Raw genomic sequence first — 22,276 nt, 5'->3', positions numbered from 1 at the left:
CAACGGCGGATGGTTTCCCTATTCTCACAGGTTGGAGAGTTCTGAATTATAATTGTCACGGTGTTCCGGTTTCGCGTTGCAAGCGACGCAAGAAGCGAATTTTTCCAGGCGACTAAGCGAATGAACGAACTCGCCTCCCGCATGCCCGGGTATATTGCGCACAAGGTGTTCGTAGCCGAGGACGGGGAATATCTCACGCATATCGAATTCGAAAGTGAAGAGGCCCTGCACGCGTGGGGAGTCCATCCCGAGCATTTGGAAGCGAAGCGGAATGGGCGAAATGCTTACTTTAGTGAATATCAAACGCAAATCTGTACCGTCATCCGCCAATCGAAGTCCAAGCCCAGATCCGTCGTGTAGTTGCTCGTGAACGGCTGCTTATGGCCGCAAAGCGATCGTTCGCAAGTTGGACGGAAGACGTCTGAAGAGTTTTGCCATGTTCGCCGAACGCGCCTTCGCTGATGCACCGTCGGACAGGTTTCGGACGCCACTTGTCAATCTTTGCCGTTGGATCCGCAGGCATCGAGAGAACGCCAGCCTCCACGAGACGCGGAATGCAACAGTGACGGCCGTTCTCTCTCAGAGCTCCGCAACGAAATCGCAACGAATTGGGTGAAACGACCGTGAACAAAACGCGACGAAAACATCTGGCACCACAAGAAAAATCAACAACTTAGAAGATATTCACTGCGTTCGAGACGCAGTGGTGGCTCTCCTCAGATCGTCACCTGAAGCAAAGGTCGGTATCGGTTGTTGCGCTTCCCCGATTTGAATCTATCGCGGCGCTTCGCGACTCTCCACGGTCCGGTGGTCCGCCGAGGCTTTGGCCTATTTCCTGCCGTAGCTCAAACAGTGGGTTTTGCTCTACTTACGAAGCCCGAAAATGCCATATCCATTATTGAGGGCAAAGCTACAATTTTGTACGTTCGCGCGCTTAAGGCCGTTGCCAGCGAGTCTCTTTCCGGCGGAGACCCTCGTCAGCTTCTTCAGGTCGAGGCGACATCGGCAAACACGACGGCTATTTTGTTGAGCTCATATGGCCAAATTGGCGAGAGCATATTAGTGACCTCAACCATTTCTGTGAATCGGCGCCAAGCCGTTGCCCCGTAGAATAAGGGCGCGCACCGGCGTCGGGACCCAGCGCGATCGACGATTTGCTTCACAGCTCAGCTCAATGCGTGAGCGGCCAATCCGTAGACCCACGGCTCGTTTTCCTTTCGGTTGAGGAATCGCCGCCCCTTGGACATGGTTGTGACCGTCTCGCTTATGGCGAGGCGGCTCTGCTGAAGATAATCAGCAAACAGGCCCGTCTGTTCCCGGGTATCGACGCGGGCGAAACGGCCGGTGAGATCCTTAAGATGCACGGCCGTGAGATGGATCGCGTCATAATCATTGCTGGCGACAATGGGACCGATCACGTGACCACGCCCGAATTCGCGCTTCATGGAGTAGCCGACGGTCTTGCCGTCGCGGCGCAGTACACAGATTGACGCACCTTCCGAAAGCAGAGCAAGCAGCTCCCGGCGGCTCGTGCCGAACGCGCGCTCATCCAGCGCTGCAATCTCATTGAGAGTTTCGGCTGACACCGAACTCAATTCGCCATCCAGAATTGATATCGGTGGAAGGGGTGATACGACCTCTCCCTGCCACTGATACACGACCGCTTCCTTGGTGAAGCCCAGCGACAGATAAAGATGATAGGCAGCATCGGTCGAGTTCAGGGCAAGATTCCGATCCCCACACCTTTCGAATATCTGTTCCATAAGCCAACGGCCGGTACCTTGTGCTTGGGTGCGGGGCGATGTGATTACCAGGCCGACGGTGGCGAATTCGCGCCCGTGTGGGAACCACATCGCGCTTCCGAAAACGCGTCCGATGCCGTCGACAGCGACGATGCCCTGACCGGCGCGGCGCAAGAAATCCCAGTCCTTGGGCCGATGTGACCAGCCAACCGCAATCGATAGAGCGTGGAGCAGCTTCACATCAACGTCTCGAATGTCGCGCGCGACCAATTCGAAGGACTTCAGGCGTACGGATCGTCCCATCTCAGTTCATTCCTTCGCGGAATGCCAAAGTCTATGGCTTGTCGTGCTTTATGAACCTGCTGCCCAGTTGCGACAGCAGACGTGTTTGCCGCAGCATTGCACGGAAAGCCAGCAGGTTTCACCTGTTTTGGTACAAGTGTTCGAAATGTTCGGCATATGGCGCACCGATATTCGGCAGAGAAAGCTTCTGCTTGCCGCTAGGCTGTAGATGTCCGGCGAGTTCGCTGCGCGCCAACAAGTCATCGAGCATCTCGCCGCGTGACACGAAGGGTCCCTGGATGGGGTTTCTTTTCAATTCCGATGCCGCTCGGGGCGCAATTTTCCGCCAGATATTTGCGCGCGAGCTCCCCGATCTGGAATTCTACCAGGGTAGGGAAAGCATCGACCCGGAAAAGGTGCGGTATCTGCTGACCTGGAACGTGTCGGACGACGTCTCGCGTTATCGCAATTTGGAGGTGCTCTTTTCCATTGGGGCCGGAGTCGATCAGTTCGTGCCCGAGATCATACCCGACCATGTGATGCTGGTGCGTATGGTCGAGGATGGCATCATACGCATGATGCAGGAATACGTCCTGCTTGGCGTGCTGGCGCTCCATCGCGAGATGCTCGCATATCGGGAGCAGCAGAGAAGGGGCGGGTGGCAAGGTCTTGTCACCCCACTGGCGACCGAACGCCGCGTGGGTTTCCTGGGCGTTGGGATGCTGGCGCAAGCGGCAATCGATCGCCTCAAGCCCTTTGGATTTCCCCTTGCCGCATGGGGCCGCAGCAAAAAGGTGGTCGAGGGTGTCACCTGCTTTCATGGCGACGATCAGCTGGGCAGTTTCCTGAGAGGAACGGATATTCTCGTCTGTCTTCTGCCCCTGACGGAACAAACCCGCGGCCTCCTGAACGCAAAACTCTTCTCGTTTTTGCCGATGGGAGCGCGACTGCTGCATGTCGGCCGCGGCCCGCAGCTCGACCAGGCCGCACTCATCGAGGCGCTCGACGGCGGCCGCCTCGCGGCAGCTATGCTCGACGTCACTGACCCCGAGCCGCTGCCGGAAGGCCATGCACTCTGGTCGCACCCGAAGGTGATGATAACGCCGCATATCGCCTCCGTGACGCAACCGCATACGGCAGCACTATCCGTCATAGAAAACATCCGGCGCCACCGCGCCGGGAAAAATCCGATCGGCCTTGTCGATCGAAAACTCGGCTACTAACCAGGGATAATGTCATGTCGCTTCTGATTTCTATCGATCCCAATCCGGACTTCGCACCAAAGAACGCCTTGCCTGCCCCAGAACGGCTCATTTCCGGCAATCCGTCATTCAAGACCTGGACGCAGGACGCTTCGAAAGGCGAGAAGTTGCTAACCGGTGTCTGGGAGGCAACGCCCGGCGAAACCCATTCCATCAAGGGCACCACCTACGAGTTCTGCCACATCATTTCGGGTCTTATCGAAATTGAGGAAAAGGGTGGCGAGACGAAGACGTACCGCGCCGGGGACAGCTTTGTAATGAAACCCGGCTTTGTCGGCATCTGGCGCACCATCGAGACCGTGCGAAAGATCTACGTCTGCGCTTATGACTGAGCACGATGGTTAGGCTGCCCCAATATGCGACCCGCCCGAACAATCGACTTTCCAGGCCGCATCTGAGCCGATTCAACGCCGTAACGCGATTCATTTTCGATGAAAAATGCGGTGTGCGGTCCTATATCGCTCGGATGAGACGGCTTTTATCTTACGGATCGCAAATCCAAGAACAGGCTCGCTGAACTCTCCTCGAGCAGGCGCGCTCGTGGGCAAGGTACACAAAGCGATTCCACAAGCAGCAATGGCGAAGTTTGGCCTGAAGGCAAAGGAGCAAGTAGATGATTGCATTGAAGGACAGGGATCTGCTTCGCCAGCAAGCGCTGATCGGCGGCGATTGGCGAGATGCGATTGGGAAAGCCACCGTTGATGTCATCGATCCTGCCAGCCAGAACGTCCTTGGCACTATCCCCGACATGGGGCGTGACGAGACTGCCGCTGCAATCAACGCTGCAGCTGATGCGTTCAAACGTTGGAAGAAGACTACTCATGCAGAACGCGCGGCACTCTTAGAGCGTTGGTATGAGCTCATGCGGCAGCATAAGCAGGATCTGGCGCTCTTGCTGACTTTGGAACAGGGCAAACCGTTTGCTGAATCGCTCGGAGAAATCCGTTATGGGGCATCCTTCGTAAAATGGTTTGCGGAAGAGGCGCGCCGGGTCAACGGATCGACCATCCCTTCACCCACTGCCGATCGCCGCATTCTGGTGCTGAAAGAGCCGGTAGGCGTCTGTGGGATCATCACTCCCTGGAACTTTCCTAACGCCATGATCACGCGCAAGGTGGCACCTGCGCTTGCTGCGGGCTGCACTGTGGTCATCAAGCCATCTGAATTTACGCCGTTTTCGGCGCTCGCGATCGGCGTTCTGGCGGAGCGGGCAGGGATCCCGGCGGGCGTCATTAATATCGTGACGGGCATGCCCGCGGAAATCGGCACGGAGCTGATGGCGAATGAAACGGTCCGCAAAATCTCGTTTACCGGGTCGACTCGCGTCGGCGCATTGCTGATGAAAGGCGCCGCCGACAACATCAAGAAGCTCAGCCTCGAGCTCGGCGGCAACGCGCCGTTCATCGTCTTTGATGATGCCGATGTCGACCGGGCCGTCGAGGGCGCGATTGCGTCGAAGTTTCGTAATGGTGGACAGACCTGCGTTTGCTGCAATCGCATTCTGGTACAATCAGGCATTTACGATGCCTTTGCAGAAAAGCTGGCCAGACGGGTTGCGAAAATGAAGGTCGGGGCCGGCACTGAAGAAGGCGTCGACATCGGACCGATGATCAATGGTCCGGCGATAGAAAAGATCAAGCGGCACATCACAGACGCCTTGGACAAAGGCGCGAGGATCATCTCGCAGAGCGAACGTATGCCGGAAGGTAGGCAGTATGCCCGCCCCGTCGTGCTCGGCGAGGCAACGACTGAAATGCTCTTGGCCTCAGAAGAGACGTTCGGACCAGTCGCGCCGCTTTTCCGCTTCGAGACCGAGGACGAAGCGGTCGCGATCGCAAACGGCACGCCGTTCGGTCTTGCTGCCTATTTCTACACGGAAAACCTCAAGCGCTCATGGCGCGTTGCCGAGGCGCTGGAATTCGGCATGGTAGGCCTGAACACCGGCCTGATCTCGACCGAGGTCGCGCCGTTCGGCGGCGTAAAGCAGTCGGGGCTGGGGCGCGAAGGATCCCAGCTCGGGATAGATGAATATCTCGAGATCAAAACGCTTCATGTCGGCGGGTTGGAATAAGGGGACGATTTCTGGTTTCAGGAGAGGAATCGAAGAGTTCTTCGATTTTGCGGCGGACCGCGTCCGCGCGATAAACAGCATGATGCTTCAACAGCGAAGTAACGCAATTCTGCCGGATCAATAGTTCGAACACAGAAAAGGGGACGGTTGAATCGCCCCCTTTATTCATCACGCAGCAGTCTCTACTGAAATTTTCGAAGGTCTACGCGCCGCGAAACAGCCCGAAAAGCATACGCCTTCACGCACTTCTTCGAAGGGGCTCCAAGCCGACTGCGGCGGCGAGCCCGCCGATGTCAGCGACCTCAGTGTATTCATAGAAGGGATTCGCGGGCTCATGACCGCGGTTCACCCACACCTTGCTCTTGATGCCCAGGTCGTAGGCTGTCATCAGGTCGTAGCGGAAGGAGGATGAGACGTGGGTGATATCTTCCGGACCGCAGCCAAGCTTGTCCAGCATGTATTCAAAGCCTTTCATGTGCGGCTTGTAGGCGCCGGTTTCCTCGGCCGTGATGACCGTGTGGAAGGGCGCGCCAAGCTTCTCGACGTTTGACATGATGAGGTTCTTCATGGAATTCGACAGGATGACCAGCGGAATCTCCCTGGCAACTTTGGCCAGACCCGCTGGGACGTCGGGGTGCGGACCCCATGTGTGGATCTCTTCATTGATGCGCTGGGCATCCTCCGGCCGAAATACGACACCGTTGCGCTTGCACGCGCGCTCTACCGAATTGTGCACGACCTCGACGTATGGCTTCCACGCGCCAAGAACTTCGTCCAGGCGATAGGCGGCAAAATCCTTGATGAAGCTTGCCATCGCCGTGGGGGAAAGCTGGGCGCCGTAGACTCGCCTTGCCGCACCGGCCATGTCGAAATTCGTCAGCGTGCCGTAGCAATCGAAAGTGATATATTTCGGTCGGAACTTGGTCATGACGTGGAATCCTCCAATCTTCTCGGCACCGCGCGCCGGTACGACAAGCATCATAATGAGCATCTCGTAAGATAAAGCGCCGCTTTCGCTGCAGCCGAAGCAGATTGTGTTGTATCGGATCGAAGCTTTGGCAGAGAGTTGCGCCAAGCAACCTCTCGCGTTGAGCAGCATCGTCAAGCGCCGGATCTGCTCCGGCATAAGCTGCGGCATCGATCACCAACGTAAGTCAAAACTCCTCCGATCCAGCCGCGGCTTGGGAGGAACTGCCGTCCAGGATATCCTAATCTGCCTGCGGGTTGAGATGGAGGACGAAATGTTGAGCAATTCGCTGATCGAGCTGGACCGCGCACATCTGGTTCACCCGGTCTCATCCTATCGCGGTCACGAGGCCCTGGGTGTGCGGGTGTTAAGATCAGCGAAGGGCGCAACCCTGACCGATGCATCGGGACATCAATTGCTCGACGGGTTTGCTGGTCTGTGGTGTGTCAACGTCGGGTACGGACAAGACAGCATCGTTGAAGCTGCCACGAGGCAGTTGCGCGAGCTGCCTTACGCGACGGGCTATTTCGGGTTGGGCTCCGATCCGGCCATCCGGCTGGCCGCCAGGTTGGCCGAATTGGCGCCTGGCGATCTGAACCATGTTTACTTCACGCTAGGTGGCTCCGACGCCGTCGACAGCACGATCCGATTTATTCGGTACTATTATCATGCCAAGGGTACGCCGCAGAAGGATCAGTTCATTTCCGTCGAGCATGGCTACCATGGATCGTCGACCGCAGGGTCCGGCTTGACCGCGATCCCCGCCTTTCATGCGGGCTTTGGGGTACCTTATAGCTGGCAGCACAAGATTCCGTCGCACTATGCCTATCGGAATCCTGTCGGTTCCCATCCTCAGGCTATAATTGCTGCGTCGGTCGCGGCCCTGCGAGCCAAGATCGCCGAACTTGGCGCAGATCGCATTGCGGCTTTTTACGTCGAGCCAATTCAGGGATCAGGGGGCGTCCTCGTGCCACCGCCGTCTTGGTTGAAAGCCATGCACGCTGTTTGCAAGGAGAACGATATTTTGTTCGTTGCCGATGAGGTCATCACTGGGTTTGGTCGTGTCGGCCCATTTTTCGCCTGCGAAGAAGACGACGTCGTGCCGGATTTCATGACCACCGCAAAAGGGTTGACGTCGGGCTATGTGCCGATGGGAGCCGTTTTCATGTCCGACCGCGTCTACAACACGATTGCGGACGGAGCCGGCAAGACGGCCGTCGGCCACGGCTACACCTATTCCGCACATCCCGTCAGTGCAGCGGTCGGGCTCGCGTGCCTGGATCTTTACGAAAATGGGTTGTTGGCAAACGGCCGGAAGGCCGGGCACCGCCTGATGGAGGGCCTTCGCGCGCTTGCCGATCATCCACTTGTCGGCGATGTCCGTGGTCGCGGCATGCTGGCCGCAATCGAGCTCGTCACGGACAAGGAGCGCAAGACGCCCCTGCCGGCGGAAGCTGACGCCGCGCGCCGCATCTTCGACCGCGCATGGGACAACGGTCTCGTCATCCGCGCCTTTGCCCAGGGCGTGCTGGGTTTTGCGCCGCCGCTCTGCTGCACGGATGCGGACATCGACGGCATCATCGAACGGACTCGCATGACGCTCGTCCGCGCGGCGATGAAAGGATGATCACTGCGCCTGTCGTTCCGAGACCAGCAAAAAGCCTGAGCCGCAGCGCGGCCCGGCGATCTGCCCGTGCCCACCGAGGTAGAGGATTGTTCTTCAGCTATTGAATATGCTTTCGAGAGGCAGATGGGATTTCACGATCGGGGACTTCAGCACGACAAAGCTGAAGTATTTGTCGATTCCGATATCCATCTCGACGAGACGTTCCATCAGTGCCTGATATTCGCTGATTCCCGCTGTGATAAACTTCACCAGGTAGTCATATCCGCCCGAAACCAGATGGCATTCGACGACCGAATCTATCTTTTCGATAGTCGTGAGAAAGCGCGCGAAATCGATCTGGCGATGATTTTTGAGCGTGATCTCGGCGAACACAGTCAGAGTTTGTCCGAGCTTGGAAACGTCGATCTGGGCGGAATAGCCGGTGATGAAGCCCTCCGTCTGGAGCCTCTTGACGCGCATCAGGCACGGGCTCGGGGAAAGGTTTATCAGCTCCGCGAGCTCGACGTTGGAAGTCCGCCCGTTCTTCTGCAGTTCGCATAAAATCCTGATGTCGATCTTATCGAGCTTCATAGGCAATGCCATGAGATGGGAGCCATAGCGGCGTCAAGGCTTGGAGGCTTCAGAGTCATACGTACTGTCATAGCACCAACCAGCATCCTTTCCCACCGGGCGGAAAGATTGCTCTTCAGAACTCGGCGACCTTGCCCCAGGCACCCGTTTTCAGCCGCTCCGGCCTGTATGGATGCGGGTCGACGATCGGCGCGGTACCAGCAATGATGTCGGCGATCAGGTGCCCCGCGCCGGGGCCAATCCCGAAACCGTGGCCGCTGAAACCGGCCGCAAGGATAAAGCCCGGAATCGCCCCCACCTCACCGATTGCGGGAACGCCATCCGGTGTGCTGTCAATATAGCCGGCCCAGACATTGGAGATTGCGACGCGACGGAGTTCAGGCAGCAATTCGCAAGCTCGTTGATGTGTCAACCGAATCTGCCGCATGTCGGGACGGGGATTGAGTGTCCGGTTCAGCTCCATCGGGGTCGTCTCATCGAGCGCCCACTTTACAAAGGATTCATGACCTTGGCGCATGCCCTCGAAGGCTCCAGGGGCGAGACTGCGCCAGCGGCGAGCAAACATCGGCACGAATTCACGGGCGAACCTGAATTGCTGCGGCGTTGGATCGACTCGCGCGCGCCCGCTTATTGCCAGCGTGTACCCGCCGCTGCTACGCCGCGTGAGCGACACGGCTGCAGTGTGCAGGGCGTCGGGCAGACCCGCCGCGCCAGGAGCCACGGCGAAAATGGACTGGCGCACGGACGCCTGCGGGAAGCGAATGCCGAGTTGGTTGCAGAACGAGGAGGCCCAGGCCCCTCCTGCCATGACCACCGTGTTGGTCCGGATTGTGCCCGTTTCGGTCACGACGCCGCTCACCCGGCCGGCACAGAGCTCTATGCCGCGAGCGGCGCAGTGCTGGTGCACCGTGCCGCCCGTCGCCATCATCGCACGCGCGATCACGGGCACAGCCTTCGAAGGGTCTGCCGTTCCGTCGGTTGGAGAGAATACGCCGCCTTTCCATTTGCGGCCGGTCGCTTTGCCTCTCTCGCTCGCTTCGTTCGTGCTCAACATGTGTGTCGTAACGCCGACCGTCTTTGCAAAATCGCGCCACCTCGCCCAGCCGGTCAGCTCGCTCTCGTCGTTCGAGAGATAGAGAAGCCCGCAGCGGCGGAAACCCGTGTCTTCCCCGGTCTCCTGTGTTACTCTCTCCCAAAGATCGAGACTCTTGGTGGCGATCGGCAGCTCGCGCGCGTCGCGATTCTGTTGACGACACCATCCCCAATTGCGACTGGACTGCTCGGCGGCGACACGCCCCCTTTTCGAGCAAGGCGACCTTAACGCCGCGGCGGGCGAGATAGTAAGCCGTGAACACGCCCACCACGCCGCCGCCAATCACGACGACGTCGGCCTCTTGAGGCAGAGACGGGCTTGATTCAATATGGATGAGCGGCGCACTCATGGGGCGAGGACTCCCGGCGTTTGACCTATCGTAGCTGAGCATTCGCGGCAGGTGCTCTGCGGGAATTTGTGATTGGACGGAATATTCTGCGGTTTGCCGACTTCTGTTCAAGCTATTATTGCGAGAGCACGTTGCGCGCGCCCACCTCACTCGCCAATGTACAAAGTTCACAAGCGCTTCGAGCGCGTGTGTTAGACGTGCCGTGCACAACGACAGTGCTCTTGTGCGTAAAAGGCAGGCCGCCTGAGAGTTCTCTCGTCGCGGCGGCAATCTCAATCTGGTCCAGTTCGGGCAATTGATCTCCGACGTTGGCGGCGCAGACTGAAATGCCAAATGGCACTTCGTTTTCAGAACTTCGTGCTGCCCGCAAGGCGCGTTTCGGCGACTCCGGGGCCATTGAAGCAGTCAAACTCGTTACATGCCGGATCAATGCCGATCAATGGCAGAAGTTCTAAGGGAAGCTGGATGAGCCTTGTCCGTGAGCAGACCTTCACAAGAGCAATCAAGCTGAACGGCACTGATAGCTCCACGAACTTCGATTCAGTGATCGAGTTGGCCACTCGTCCGATGCTTTGGCCGTGACCGCTTTTCCCGTTGAGCACAAAGCTCAAAATCAGTCGCAGTCTCCGATCAGGGAATGGCAAAATGAGCGGCGAATTTTCGACCCGTCCGAGCGTCGCGGCGGCAACAATGGCCGAAGAGCCAATCCGCAGCAGAACGACCCAATGCTGTTGAAAGGGGAGACTGTTCAAATGGCCTCTGCCTCTCAGGCTGTAGCTTCGGAAGATGTGGCACTCTCGGTGCGCGACCTGACCGTGAGCTTGCCGGCCGGGATGGAGCGGGCGCATGCCGTCGAGAACGTCTCCTTTGATTTGAAGCGCGGTCAGATCCTGTGCATCATTGGAGAGTCCGGATCGGGCAAGTCGGTCACAGCCAATGCGATCATGGGGCTTCTGCCCAAGGCGATACGTGTTGCCTCGGGTTCGATCGAACTGAATGGGACCAACATCGTAGCCATTTCGCCCGATAAGCTCCGCAGCCTTCGCGGCCGCGTCGTGTCCATGATCTTTCAAGACCCGCTCTCAGCGCTCAATCCGCTGATGACCGTGGGCGCGCAGATCGAGGAGGTCATGGCGGCGCACGACGTTGGGACGCCGAAATCCCGTCGCAGCCGCGCCATAGACTTGTTGGTTGAGGTCGGCCTTCCCGACCCGCAACTCATGTATCTTCAGTATCCATTCCGGCTTTCGGGCGGGCAGCGGCAGCGGGTGATGATCGCCATGGCTCTGGCTCTTGAGCCCGCGATCCTGATTGCGGATGAGCCGACGACCGCACTCGACGTGACGACGCAGGCGCAGATCCTCAAACTGATCCGCGACATTCAGCGCCGCAAGGGCATGAGCGTGATGTTCATCACCCATGACTTTGGAGTCGTGGCGGAGATTGCCGATTCCGTTGTGGTGATGGAGAAGGGTCATTGCGTGGAGCAAGGCAGTGCCGAGCAGGTGCTCAAGTCGCCCAGTCACCTCTATACGCGCCGCCTGATCGCGGCCGTGCCGCACTTGACCGGCAAGGACCGCAATCCCCTGGAAGCCGCCGACAGGGCGTCAATCCTGAAGGTCGAGTGTCTGGTCAAGACCTATCGCAGCGGTAGTTCGCTTTTCCGTACGCAGCGCATCGTGCCTGCGGTCAATGGTGTCTCGTTCGATCTCACGCAGGGCCGCACGCTAGGTGTTGTCGGAGAAAGCGGTTCGGGCAAATCGTCGCTCGGCCGGCTGCTGATCAAGCTCATGGAGAGCGACGGTGGCTCGATTCTCTTCGAAGGCCGTGACGTCGCCCGGCTTACCGAGGCCGAGTTTCGGCCGCTGCGGCCAAAAATCCAGATGATCTTCCAGGATCCTTTTGCGTCGCTCAACCCGCGCTCGACGGTCGGGCAAATTCTCACAGTCGGGCCGGTCGCGCATGGCGTGCCGCACAGAGAGGCTGGTGAGCGGGCGCGGGAGCTTCTGTCCCATGTTGGCCTGGATTCAGGCGCCTTTGACCGCTATCCGCACGAATTCTCCGGTGGGCAGCGCCAGCGCGTCGGCATCGCCCGGGCGCTGATGTTCAAACCACAACTGCTGATCGCCGACGAAGCCGTGTCCGCGCTTGATGTCTCGATCCAGGCCCAAATCCTGAAGCTGCTGGATCAGATTCAGCGGGAGACCGGCGTATCGATGATCTTCATCACGCATGACCTGCGCGTTGCCAGCCAGATCTGCGATGAGATCGCCGTCATGCATCGAGGAAAGATCGTCGAGCGCGGACCGCCGTCGCAGATCTTCCTGGACCCGAAATCCGCCTACACGCGCGAACTCGTCGCTGCCATCCCCGGCGAGCAGCCAAAAGGTGCGCGCGCGCTCGCGGGAGTCAATGAATACTGGCGGGACGTACCCGAGAACGAGGAGCGGCTATGACGGAAGCTTATTGTGGATCGAGCTATTCGCGGCGCAATGCACTTCGATTGATGGTGGCCGGGGCTGCCGGCCTCGCTGCACCAGGTCTGTTCGGTAAGCCCGCCTTCGCTCAGAAGGCTCCCGCCAAACCGACAGGTCGCGTCATCGTCGGACTTGGACAGGAGCCGACCGTCTTCAATCCGCTGATGGTGCACATTGAGGTCGATGACGGTGTGCATTTTTCGGTTTTCGATGCGCTCTTCCGCATCGATCCTCAAGGCGTAATTAAGCCCAACCTTGCCATCGAAGTGCCAAACCAAAAGAACGGCGGCATTTCGGAGGACGGTCTCAAATGGCGCATCCGTCTGCGTGACAATGTCCGCTGGCACGACGGCAAACCCTTTAGCGCCGAGGACGTGAAGTTCACTCTCGAACTGATCACGAACCCCAGCTTCCGCAGCTGGCGCACGGCCGGCCATGCGCTTGTGCGCGACATCACGGTGGTCTCGCCCACCGAGATCACGTGGCGAATGGAGGAGGCCTTTGCGCCATATCTGTCGTTCCTGACCGAAACCTTCATCGTGCCCAAGCATATTCTGGAGAAGGAGGCCAATCCGAACAACGCCGCCTTCAACCAGGCGCCGGTCGGCACCGGCCCCTTCAAGTGGGGCCAGCGAGTCGCCGGCGATCATCTCGTGCTCGTGGCTAATCCCGATTATTTCGGAGAAGGCCCTCAGATCGAGAGACTAATCTTCAAATACATTCCCGATCTCACCGTTCTCTACACCCAGTTCAAGAGCGGCGACATCGATCTCGTGGGTCAGCCGTACATCACCCCCGACCACTACGGGGAAGCCAAGACGCTGCCGAACCGCGTGGTGACACTGGTCCCAAGGACCGCATTCGAGTCCTTTTACCTGAACCTCGAACGTCCGCAATTCAAGGAAGTTGTTGTTCGCGAAGCGCTCTATGCGGCGATCGACAAGGAGGCGATCATCCAGGGGCTCTATTACGGAGTACCGACCCCGACAGAGACCTTCATGCCGAAGCAGTCCTTGTACCATAACGCCAATCTGCCGGCACACGAATACAATCTGGATCGAGCGCGCAAGATCCTCGATCAGGCCAGCTGGTTGCCCGGACGGGATGGCATTCGTGCCAAAGGCGGCGTCCGTCTGTCCTTCGCCAACTCGACCACGTCAGGCGATCCACTTCGCGAGCAAGCGCAGCAGTTCTTGCAGCAGACTTTTGCTCAGCTGGGCGTCGAGATGAAGATATCGAACTTGCCCGCCGCCGTGATGTGGGGCGAGTTCTGGCAGCAATCGCAATTCGATTCGGTGATAGTCGGAAGCACGTATCTGATCGGCGCCGACCCGGATGTTACCAATCGCCTGCACTCGCGTTCGATCGCAGCCAAGGGCGGCCGTGGTTCGAACAATGCGCAGTATTCAAATCCAGAGGTCGACGCCTTGCTCGACAAGGGGGCTCGCACTTTCGATCCCGAAGCGCGCCGCTCGATCTACCAGCGGGTGCAAGAGCTCGTCCGTCGCGACCTGCCCTTCCTTCCGCTGTACCAGAGCAATGCGGTCCAGGGTAACAAGAAAGGCATCTCGGGCGTCGTGCCGAACGGCAACACACGCACGGAGTCCTGGAACGCGCTGGCTTGGTATTGGGCGAGCTGATGTAGTGCCGCACGAGGCTTCCATGGCCAGTGGACGGCGTTGAACTAGCACTATCAAGCTCAACTGGAGACTCGAATGTCCGGGTTCCTGCTTAATCGCTTTGCGCAGAGCATCGTGCTGCTGGTGATCGTCTCGATCATCGGCTTCACGGTCCTGAACTTCATGCCGGGCGGTCCTCTCGCGCAGTTCGGGCTCGATCCTGGCATGACCCAGAAGGACATTGAGCGACTAGCAGAGCAGCTAGGGCTGAACCGGCCGCTGTGGATTCAGTATTTTGACTGGGCTTGGCGGCTGGTTCGGGGTGACTGGGGACACTCTTTCCGCGACAGCGCGCCGGTGCTGGCGGTGATTGGGCGCCATCTCTTCGCTACGTTGTTGCTCATGGGTACCTCCACGGCACTCGCCATCGCCATTGGTTCCTGGATTGGAATCCGCGGCGCCACCCACCGCTATTCGCTCTTCGACTATTGCGCGACGGTCGGCGCCATGGTCGCGCTGTCAGTCCCGACCTTCTGGTTCGGCCTCATCGGCATCTATATCTTCACGCTGAAGCTCGGTTGGGTGCCTGCAGGCAACATGTACACGATCGGCGACGGATCGGTGCTGGACTACTTGCATCATCTGATCCTACCAAGCTTGGTGCTGTCACTGGTCCATGTCGCGGTCTGGAGCCGATATATGCGCACCGCGACACTCGATGCGCTGAGCCAGGATTTCGTCAAGACAGCTCGCGCCAAGGGTCTAAGTGAGCGCCGCATCCTGCTCAAGCATGTCGTCGGCAATGCACTTTTGCCGATGATTACCCTGGCTGGGGTGCAACTGCCCAGCATTCTGACCGGCGCGTTGGTCACTGAGACCATCTTTACCTGGCCGGGCATGGGGCGGCTGTTCCTCGACAGCCTCGGCTACAGTGACTATCCGATGGTCATGGGGCTGTTGATATTCTCAGCCATCCTGGTCGTGTTGGGCAATCTGGTCGCAGACATCCTTGTCGCACTCGTCGATCCGCGCATTCGTCTCAGCTGAAGACGCAGGTTCGTGCCGTTAACAGGAGTCCCAGTTATGACCGACATCGCCGCCCACCTCCCTCCAATTCGCTGGTGGCAAAGCCGCGGGGTGCGCCGCTTCATGCGCCACCATCTGGCGCTGCTCGGATTCGCGATGATCGCCTTGCTCGTGTTGGCGTGCGGCTTCGGCCCCTATGCCTTGCCTTACGACTCGCTCCACATAGATATGCGCGCCCGTTTTGCTCCTCCGTTGAGCGGTCATCATTATTTCGGCACCGACCCGTTGGGGCGAGACTTGGCTGTACGGCTGTTGATGGCTGGGCGCGTCTCACTGCTGGTGGGATTCTCCGCGATGTTGTTGTCGACACTGATCGGAACGCTTGTCGGCGTGACCGCAGGCTATCGCGGCGGCTGGATGGGAGCGGCGCTGATGCGCACGGTGGATGGCTTTCTTTCCTTTCCCTCGATTTTCCTCGTGCTGGCGTTGGCCGCGACGCTCCGGCCTAGCCCGATGATGATCACTGTTATCATCGCTGTCACGAGCTGGATGGAGGTTGCCAGAATCGTCGAGGCCGAGGTCCGCTCGTTGCGCGAGCGCGAGTTTGTCCAGGCTGCGCGCATGGTCGGTCTGAGCGGCAGGCATATCATGTTCCGTGAGATTCTGCCCAACGCCACGGGTCCGATCATCGTTGCCGCTAGCCTGACCGTCGCCCGTGCGATTCTCCTGGAAGCCTATATCAGTTTCCTCGGTTACGGCATCCAACCACCGCTGCCCAGCTGGGGCAATCTGCTGAACGGCGCCCAGCAATATCTGGCCAGCGCTCCCTGGCTTGCCATCATTCCAGGCGCTGCGATTACGATCGCAGTGACCAGCTTCAACTTCATCGGCGACGGGCTGCGCGATGCGCTTGACGTTAGAGATGACCACATTTGACGGCTTGAGCGCAGGTGGCAGGCAGCGGACAGCGTTGAAGGCTATCCAGCAGAACCTCTTGATAGCGTAGACGTCGCAAGCATCGCGTTGGCTGATCACAATCCGTCTCGTCAGTAATCCCAGGACACCTTTAACACACGAGAAGTCAGCTATATGCACGAGCCCAGAGCCGCAGAGAAGGACACGCCCTATTGGTGGGAGGCCGCACCACTTAGGTCGCTGCCTCAACAGACCCTTCCCAAGAAACTTGACGTGCTGATCGTGGGCGCTGGCTATGCCTCTCTTTCGGCCGGGCTGGTGCTGGCGCGCGAGGGACGCTCGGTTGCGGCCTTTGACGCGATGACTCCGGGCGAGGGAGCCTCGACGCGCAACGGTGGAATAACCAGCGCGAGCATACGGCCGGATTACGCGGCGATCTCCCGACGCTTCGGCGAAGACAAGGCGTTGGCAATTGAGGCGGAAGGCAAGATCGCCCGCGAATTCCTTTATGATTTCATCAAGACTGAAGGGCTCGCCTGTGATTTCCAGCTGGTCGGGCAGTTCAAGGGCGCGTTCGGATATGAGCAGTACGACACGATGGCGCGTAGCGCGGAAGTATTAGCGAAGAGGCTGCGGATCGAGTCTCACGCCGTACCCTATGCCGAGCAGCGCAGTTACATCGGCACCGATGTCTACCGGGGTGGAACATTCCGGATGGATATCGGTGGACTACAACCGGCGAAATTTCACGCTGAACTGCTTCGCGTGGCGCTCGCTTCGGGCGTCGCGGTTCATGCGGACACGCCCATTATCTCAATTGAGAGGGACGGCTCCGGATTCCGCATCGTGACCTCGGCCGGTTCGGTGCAGGCGCGTCAGGTGCTGGTTTGCACGAATGGCTATACCGATAGCGCCGTTCCCTTCCTGCGCCGTAGGCTGGTCCCGGTTCGCAGCCGGATCATTGCAACCGAGGAGCTCGCACCTGATGTCATGGCGCGGCTGATGCCCAAACGCATGATGATGACCGAGAACCGCCAGGTCGGGTTCTATTACCGCCCATCGCCCGACGGCAAACGTATCCTGTTAGGGGGGCGCGACAGCTCCCGTGTCGGTAAGCCGGTGGCTCCAAAGCTCCTGCTGCGCAAGGGGCTGGTGAACCTTTTCCCCGAACTCGAGAATGTTCGCCTTTCGCACAGCTGGTTCGGCAATGTGGCGATGAATCGCGACATGCTCCCGCGCATCTTCGAAGAGGACGGTGTGGTTTATGCCACTGGCTTCTGCGGTTCAGGCGTCGTCTGGGCGCCTTGGATCGGGATGCACGCTGCCCACAAGCTGATGGGAAATCACGAACGGGCGCGCACCGCCTTTGACTTCCGTCCGCCGGACTCCATCCCGCTCTATCGTGGCGATCCCTGGTTCATGCCGGCCATGATCTGGGGGTATCGGATGCAGGATCGTTTCGCGCTGTGGCGCGACCGCCGCTGACGGCTGGAAGCTCCATCGGGCATTCTCAAAGGTACAACTCAGGTCATGGACCTGGCGGCACTGCCGCCTCTCGAAAGAAGAGCATCGATGCACTACGTATCCACGCGCGGACATTCAGGTGGCAGACAGTTCTGCGAGACATTGCTTGAAGGCCTCGCTGAGGATGGCGGGCTGTACGTTCCTGAGACCTACCCGCGTGTGAATGAGGCTACGCTGGACGCGTGGCGTGCCTTGTCCTACCCCAGCCTGTCCTTCGAAGTCCTGTCGCTCTATGTCAGCGATATTCCGCCCGCTGACCTCAAGGCAATCTGCGAAAAGACCTACACGCCCGAGATCTTTGGAACCCCGAACATCGTTCCGCTTCGAAAGCTGGAGACGGGGCTTTATGTCCAGCAATTGTCGAACGGTCCTACGCTGGCGTTCAAGGACATCGCCATGCAGTTGCTCGGCAATCTGCTCGAGTACGAACTGGGGCGCCGGCATGAGGAATTGAACATTCTTGGGGCGACCAGTGGCGACACCGGGAGCGCGGCAGAATACGCAATGCGCGGGAAGAAAGGGGTGCGGGTCTTCATGATGTCGCCCCTCGGGCGGATGAGCTCCTTCCAGCAAGCTCAGATGTTCAGCCTGCAGGACGACAACATCCACAACATAGCTATAGATGGCGTGTTCGACGACTGCCAAGACATCGTCAAACGAGTGTCCAGCGATCTGGAATTCAAACGACGATGCAAGATCGGCGCAGTGAATTCGATCAATTGGGCGAGGCTGGTAGCGCAGGTCGTCTATTACTTCTCCGGCTATTTTCAAGTCTCCGAAGGGAGGTCAGCAGGCGTTGACTTTTCCGTGCCTTCAGGAAACTTCGGAAACATCTGCGCTGGCCATGTTGCGCGCATGATGGGACTTCCAATATCTCGTCTTGTCCTTGCGACCAACGAAAACGACGTGCTCGACGAGTTTTTCCGCAGCGGCGTTTATCGCGTCAGAAGCCGAGCTGACACGCTTGAAACATCGAGCCCTTCCATGGATATTTCCAAGGCATCAAATCTCGAGCGGTTCATCTTCGATTTACTCGGTCGCAACGCCAGTCGGACGAAATCGCTGTTTGAGAATCAACTTCGAGAATGCGGTTCGTTTGACCTCAGCGGTGATCCCAGCTTCGTAACGGCGGCGGCGCGTTTTGGATTCCGCAGCGGCAGGAGCACCCATGTCGATCGACTGGCGACGATCCGTGACACGTGGGACCGCTACAACACAATGATCGATCCTCACACTGCGGATGGTGTGACGGTCGGGCGCATGCATGCGAGCCCCGAGACGCCGATGCTTGTGCTCGAAACTGCACAGCCAATCAAATTCGCTGCGACGATCAAGGAAGCGTTAGGCCGACAGCCAGATCGTCCGCAACGGTTCGATGGACTAGAAGGGCTGCCGAGGCGAGTCAAAGTCCTTCCCCCGGATGCACAAGCTGTAAAGAACTACATTGCGGACATCGTGCAGGGTGCAACCTGCTGAAGGGCCGATTTCGGATCGAGGACTGTTTCAGCCGTGGCTGTATTTACAGAGTTGTCATGCGACGAGGTCGCAGCCTTCTTTCTAACGCTGGGGCTAAGCCAGCCTCGCTCCGTTCGTGGTATCGTCACCGGAATTGAGAACACGAACTACTTCGTAGATACGGACGGGGGAGAGTATGTGCTCACCTTGTTTGAGCGCCTCACATTCGAGCAACTGCCGTTTTACCTCCACTTCATGAAGCATCTCGCGGCGCAGGGAATGCCCGTTCCGGATCCGGTTGCCAACGCCGATGGTGCAATCCTTCACTCGCTGAAGGAGCGACCCGCGGTGGTCGTCAACAGGCTTCCGGGTAAAAGCGAGACAGAACCTACGGCGGCACATTGTAGCTCTCTTGGAGAGTTCCTGGCGCGGCTGCACCTAACGGGGCTCGATTACCCACGGCGACAAGCCAATCCGCGGGGCCTCGAATGGTGGAACGAGGTCGTGCCGGTGGTCGGCCGCTGCGCATCTGATGGACAGCGCTTGCTGCTCGCTAGTGAACTGGCCTTTCAGAACCAAATCGCGTTGTCCTGGGCCTACAGGCAACTCCCCCGGGGGCCGGTGCACGCTGATCTCTTTCGCGACAACGTGTTGTTTGAGAAAGGTCTCCTGTCAGGCGTCTTCGACTTCTACTTCGCCGGATGTGACGCCTTTCTGTTTGACGTTGCTGTGTGCCTCAACGACTGGTGCGTCGATAGTCGAACCGGCCGCCAAGACGGCACGCGAGCTGCCGTTTTCCTGGGCGCTTATGAGAGCGTCCGCGCGCTAATTCCCTCCGAACACGTGCTGCTTCCTGCGATGCGGCGGGCAGGAGCATTTCGGTTTTGGCTATCGCGCCTCTGGGATTTGCCTCGCCAAGCTGCGCTCCTCAAACCCCACGATCCCAGCCACTTCGAGCGCATGTTGCGTGTGCTTCGGGGAGAGATCGGGTCATCATGAACATCCAGATTGCGGTAGCGAAGATGAGGGTATTATGGCGCCGACCCTAGAGCAGCGGGCACGCGGGCTTCTTTCGCAGATCGAGGCGGAGGGTCTGTATAAGCGCGAGCGAGTCATCAATAGCGCCCAGGCCGGCAGGATCCGTGTCTTTTCCCGAGCCTCGGAGCGCGAATTTATCAATCTTTGCGCTAACAACTACCTCGGCTTGGCCGATCATCCGGAAGTGATCACTGCCGCCAAGCGAGGCCTGGATGAGTTCGGCTTTGGGATGGCGTCAGTGCGATTCATCTGCGGTACGCAAGCCCTCCACCGTGAACTCGAGCGAACCATCGCTGGTTACTTGGGCAAGAACGACGCAATCCTGTTCGCGGCCTGCTTCGACGCCAACGGCGGCGTATTCGAACCGCTCCTGGACGCCGATGACGCCATCATTTCCGATTCCCTCAATCACGCCTCCATCATCGATGGTGTGCGTCTTTGCAAGGCAAGGCGCTACCGGTTCACCAACGGCGACATGAACGAACTCGAGGATAGGCTCAAGGAAGCGGATGGGGAGGGGGCCCGTTTCAAATTGATCGCCACGGACGGCGTGTTCTCCATGGATGGGTATGTCGCCAACCTCGCCGCCATCTGCAACCTGGCCGAGAGATACGGCGCCGTCGTCATGGTCGACGACTGCCATGCGACCGGCCACCTGGGCGAAGCCGGACGCGGCACTCCCACGCTGACAGGCACCAGCGGGAAGGTCGAAATTGTCACAGGAACATTCGGCAAGGGCTTGGGCGGAGCGATGGGCGGTTTTGTTGCGGCGCCGCAATCCATTATCGATCTGCTTCGACAGCGAGCGCGTCCCTATCTCTTCTCCAACAGTCTCGCCCCCGCCGTGGCAGCGGGTTCGATCAAGGCTATCGCGATCGCAGAAACGGCCGACGACCGGCGGCAGCTCCTTGCTGCGCATGCTCGGCGCTTTCGTTCCGGGCTGGAAAAGGCGGGATTCGAACTGCTCGCGGGAGAGACGCCAATCATTCCGGTTATGCTGCATGAGGCGCGGCTGGCGCAGGACATGGCGGCCGCGCTCGATGAACGCGGCATCTACGTCGCCCCTTTCTTCTATCCCGTAGTGCCGAAAGGAAGGGCGCGGATCAGGACACAGATGTCCGCCGCTCTGACGAAGAAAGACGTTGAATTGGCCATCGACGCGTTCGCGGACGCCGGCAAAGCGCTTGGCGTGATTTGAGAGTTAGGGTGTTCTCATGAAAGCTATCATCAAAGCAGCATCCGAACCCGGCCTCTGGCTGGGCGAACGCGTAATCCCGCAGATCGGGCCGGATGACGTTCTCATAAAGGTCAACAAGACCGGGATCTGCGGCACGGATATTCACATCTACGCTTGGGACGATTGGGCGCAGCGTACCGTGCCTGTCCCGATGGTCGTCGGTCACGAGTATGCAGGCGAAATCGCGGAGGTCGGCGCGAACGTCAAGAGCTTCGTGATTGGACAGCGTGTTTCGGGCGAAGGCCATGTTGTTGGCACGAGCAGTCGGGCCGCGCGTGGAGGCCGGTTTCACTTGGATCCTGAAACCAAGGGGATCGGTGTCAACATGCCGGGGGCATTTGCCGAATATCTGCGTTTGCCGGCCTTCAATGTCGTGCCGCTACCTGATGCGATTGACGACGAGATCGGGGCCATCCTTGATCCACTAGGCAACGCCGTCCACACCGCGTTGTCGTTCGACCTCGTGGGCGAGGATGTGCTCATCACCGGAGCAGGCCCTATTGGCATCATGAGCGCAGCAGTTGCCCGGCATGTCGGTGCGCGGCACGTCGTGATCACTGATGTTAACCCTTACCGCTTGGCCTTGGCGTCCGATGTCGCCGACGTTGTTCCGGTCGACGTGTCCAAGCAGGATCTTCGATCTGTGACGCAGCGTCTACGAATGAAGGAAGGGTTCGACGTCGGGCTGGAGATGAGTGGCGCTCCCGCGGCATTCGACCAACTGGTGGAAAACCTCGTGATGGGTGGCAAGATAGCGATGCTTGGTATCCCCGCACGGCCGGCCACGGTCGATTGGACCAAGGTCGTGTTCAAGATGCTCACGGTTAAGGGCGTCTGCGGTCGGGAGATGTTCGAGACCTGGCACAAGATGCTTGCAATGCTCGAGAGCGGTCTCGACATCCGGAAAATCATAACGCACCGTCTGCCGGTCGCAGAGTTCAAGACCGGATTTGAGGCCATGCGGATCGGCAATTGTGGCAAGATTGTCCTGGACTGGAGAGCGGGGCGGGCACCGCTGTGAC

At 58.9% G+C, this 22,276-nt stretch carries 20 protein-coding genes; 14 read left to right on the top strand and 6 right to left on the bottom strand.

Annotated features, from left to right (window positions below; genetic code table 11):
* The first annotated feature begins 60 nt into the window (after positions 1–60).
* Positions 61–360, top strand: a complete 300-nt coding sequence (locus QSV46_RS21060; protein ID WP_314955754.1) for an antibiotic biosynthesis monooxygenase — start codon at positions 61–63, stop codon at positions 358–360.
* 806 nt (positions 361–1,166) lie between these two features.
* Here QSV46_RS21060 and QSV46_RS21055 read toward each other — a convergent pair.
* Positions 1,167–2,045 (bottom strand): GNAT family N-acetyltransferase, encoded by an 879-nt coding sequence (locus QSV46_RS21055; RefSeq protein ID WP_314955751.1) that lies wholly within the window; start codon positions 2,043–2,045, stop codon positions 1,167–1,169.
* A 278-nt stretch (positions 2,046–2,323) separates the two neighbouring features.
* On the opposite strand from QSV46_RS21055, the gene QSV46_RS21050 reads away from it, so the two are divergent.
* From QSV46_RS21050 to QSV46_RS21040, 3 genes are all read left to right on the top strand, one after another.
* Complete coding sequence (locus tag QSV46_RS21050) at positions 2,324–3,247, top strand: glyoxylate/hydroxypyruvate reductase A (RefSeq protein WP_314955748.1); 924 nt, start codon at positions 2,324–2,326, stop codon at positions 3,245–3,247.
* A 14-nt stretch (positions 3,248–3,261) separates the two neighbouring features.
* Complete coding sequence (locus QSV46_RS21045; protein ID WP_314955745.1) at positions 3,262–3,618, top strand: cupin domain-containing protein; 357 nt, start codon at positions 3,262–3,264, stop codon at positions 3,616–3,618.
* A gap of 281 nt (positions 3,619–3,899) precedes the next feature.
* Entirely contained in the window at positions 3,900–5,357 is a 1,458-nt protein-coding gene (locus QSV46_RS21040; protein WP_314955742.1) for an NAD-dependent succinate-semialdehyde dehydrogenase, read from the top strand.
* Positions 5,358–5,595: 238 nt separating this feature from the next.
* Here QSV46_RS21040 and QSV46_RS21035 read toward each other — a convergent pair whose 3' ends face one another.
* Positions 5,596–6,285 carry a haloacid dehalogenase type II gene (locus QSV46_RS21035; protein ID WP_314955916.1) on the bottom strand — a complete coding sequence of 230 codons (690 nt, stop codon included), beginning with the start codon at positions 6,283–6,285 and terminating at the stop codon, positions 5,596–5,598.
* 313 nt (positions 6,286–6,598) lie between these two features.
* Here QSV46_RS21035 and QSV46_RS21030 point away from each other — a divergent pair, with 313 nt between their 5' ends.
* Positions 6,599–7,951: an aspartate aminotransferase family protein gene (locus tag QSV46_RS21030; RefSeq protein ID WP_314955740.1), complete on the top strand. Its 1,353-nt coding sequence runs from the start codon at positions 6,599–6,601 to the stop codon at positions 7,949–7,951.
* 93 nt (positions 7,952–8,044) lie between these two features.
* Here the strand turns inward: QSV46_RS21030 and QSV46_RS21025 are convergent, their stop codons facing one another.
* The 4 genes from QSV46_RS21025 to QSV46_RS21015 all read right to left on the bottom strand — a co-directional run bounded on the left by QSV46_RS21025 (position 8,045) and on the right by QSV46_RS21015 (position 10,715).
* Positions 8,045–8,521, bottom strand: coding sequence for an Lrp/AsnC family transcriptional regulator (locus QSV46_RS21025; RefSeq protein ID WP_018453188.1), 477 nt, complete (start codon positions 8,519–8,521; stop codon positions 8,045–8,047).
* Positions 8,522–8,636: 115 nt separating this feature from the next.
* Positions 8,637–9,038, bottom strand: coding sequence for an NAD(P)/FAD-dependent oxidoreductase (locus tag QSV46_RS41430; protein WP_409997191.1), 402 nt, complete (start codon positions 9,036–9,038; stop codon positions 8,637–8,639).
* 136 nt (positions 9,039–9,174) lie between these two features.
* Positions 9,175–9,963 (bottom strand): FAD-dependent oxidoreductase, encoded by a 789-nt coding sequence (locus QSV46_RS41425; protein ID WP_409997190.1) that lies wholly within the window; start codon positions 9,961–9,963, stop codon positions 9,175–9,177.
* Between the two features lie 347 nt (positions 9,964–10,310).
* Positions 10,311–10,715, bottom strand: coding sequence for a hypothetical protein (locus QSV46_RS21015; RefSeq protein WP_314955721.1), 405 nt, complete (start codon positions 10,713–10,715; stop codon positions 10,311–10,313).
* Here QSV46_RS21015 and QSV46_RS21010 point away from each other — a divergent pair, their 5' ends adjacent.
* The 9 genes from QSV46_RS21010 (at position 10,716) to tdh (ending at position 22,275) form a co-directional block, all read left to right on the top strand.
* Positions 10,716–12,419, top strand: a complete 1,704-nt coding sequence (locus tag QSV46_RS21010; protein WP_314955718.1) for an ABC transporter ATP-binding protein — start codon at positions 10,716–10,718, stop codon at positions 12,417–12,419.
* Positions 12,416–14,080 (top strand): peptide ABC transporter substrate-binding protein, encoded by a 1,665-nt coding sequence (locus QSV46_RS21005; RefSeq protein ID WP_314955716.1) that lies wholly within the window; start codon positions 12,416–12,418, stop codon positions 14,078–14,080. Before QSV46_RS21010 ends, QSV46_RS21005 begins: the two co-directional genes overlap by 4 nt.
* Positions 14,081–14,155: 75 nt before the next feature.
* Complete coding sequence (locus QSV46_RS21000) at positions 14,156–15,106, top strand: ABC transporter permease (protein WP_314955714.1); 951 nt, start codon at positions 14,156–14,158, stop codon at positions 15,104–15,106.
* A 36-nt stretch (positions 15,107–15,142) separates the two neighbouring features.
* The gene (locus QSV46_RS20995) at positions 15,143–16,021 is read left to right on the top strand and encodes an ABC transporter permease (protein ID WP_314955711.1); all 879 of its coding nucleotides are present in this window, start codon (positions 15,143–15,145) and stop codon (positions 16,019–16,021) included.
* A gap of 153 nt (positions 16,022–16,174) precedes the next feature.
* Positions 16,175–17,485: an FAD-binding oxidoreductase gene (locus QSV46_RS20990; protein ID WP_314955709.1), complete on the top strand. Its 1,311-nt coding sequence runs from the start codon at positions 16,175–16,177 to the stop codon at positions 17,483–17,485.
* 87 nt (positions 17,486–17,572) lie between these two features.
* Entirely contained in the window at positions 17,573–19,000 is a 1,428-nt protein-coding gene (gene thrC / locus QSV46_RS20985; protein ID WP_314955707.1) for a threonine synthase, read from the top strand.
* Between the two features lie 33 nt (positions 19,001–19,033).
* Complete coding sequence (locus tag QSV46_RS20980; protein ID WP_314955704.1) at positions 19,034–19,978, top strand: homoserine kinase; 945 nt, start codon at positions 19,034–19,036, stop codon at positions 19,976–19,978.
* A 34-nt stretch (positions 19,979–20,012) separates the two neighbouring features.
* The gene (locus QSV46_RS20975) at positions 20,013–21,215 is read left to right on the top strand and encodes a glycine C-acetyltransferase (RefSeq protein ID WP_314955702.1); all 1,203 of its coding nucleotides are present in this window, start codon (positions 20,013–20,015) and stop codon (positions 21,213–21,215) included.
* Between the two features lie 16 nt (positions 21,216–21,231).
* Positions 21,232–22,275 carry an L-threonine 3-dehydrogenase gene (gene tdh / locus QSV46_RS20970; protein ID WP_314955699.1) on the top strand — a complete coding sequence of 348 codons (1,044 nt, stop codon included), beginning with the start codon at positions 21,232–21,234 and terminating at the stop codon, positions 22,273–22,275.
* Position 22,276: the final 1 nt, after the last annotated feature.

The organism is Bradyrhizobium cosmicum, assembly GCF_032290525.1.
GTDB lineage: Bacteria > Pseudomonadota > Alphaproteobacteria > Rhizobiales > Xanthobacteraceae > Bradyrhizobium > Bradyrhizobium cosmicum_A.
This window is presented reverse-complemented; position numbering and strand designations above follow the sequence as displayed.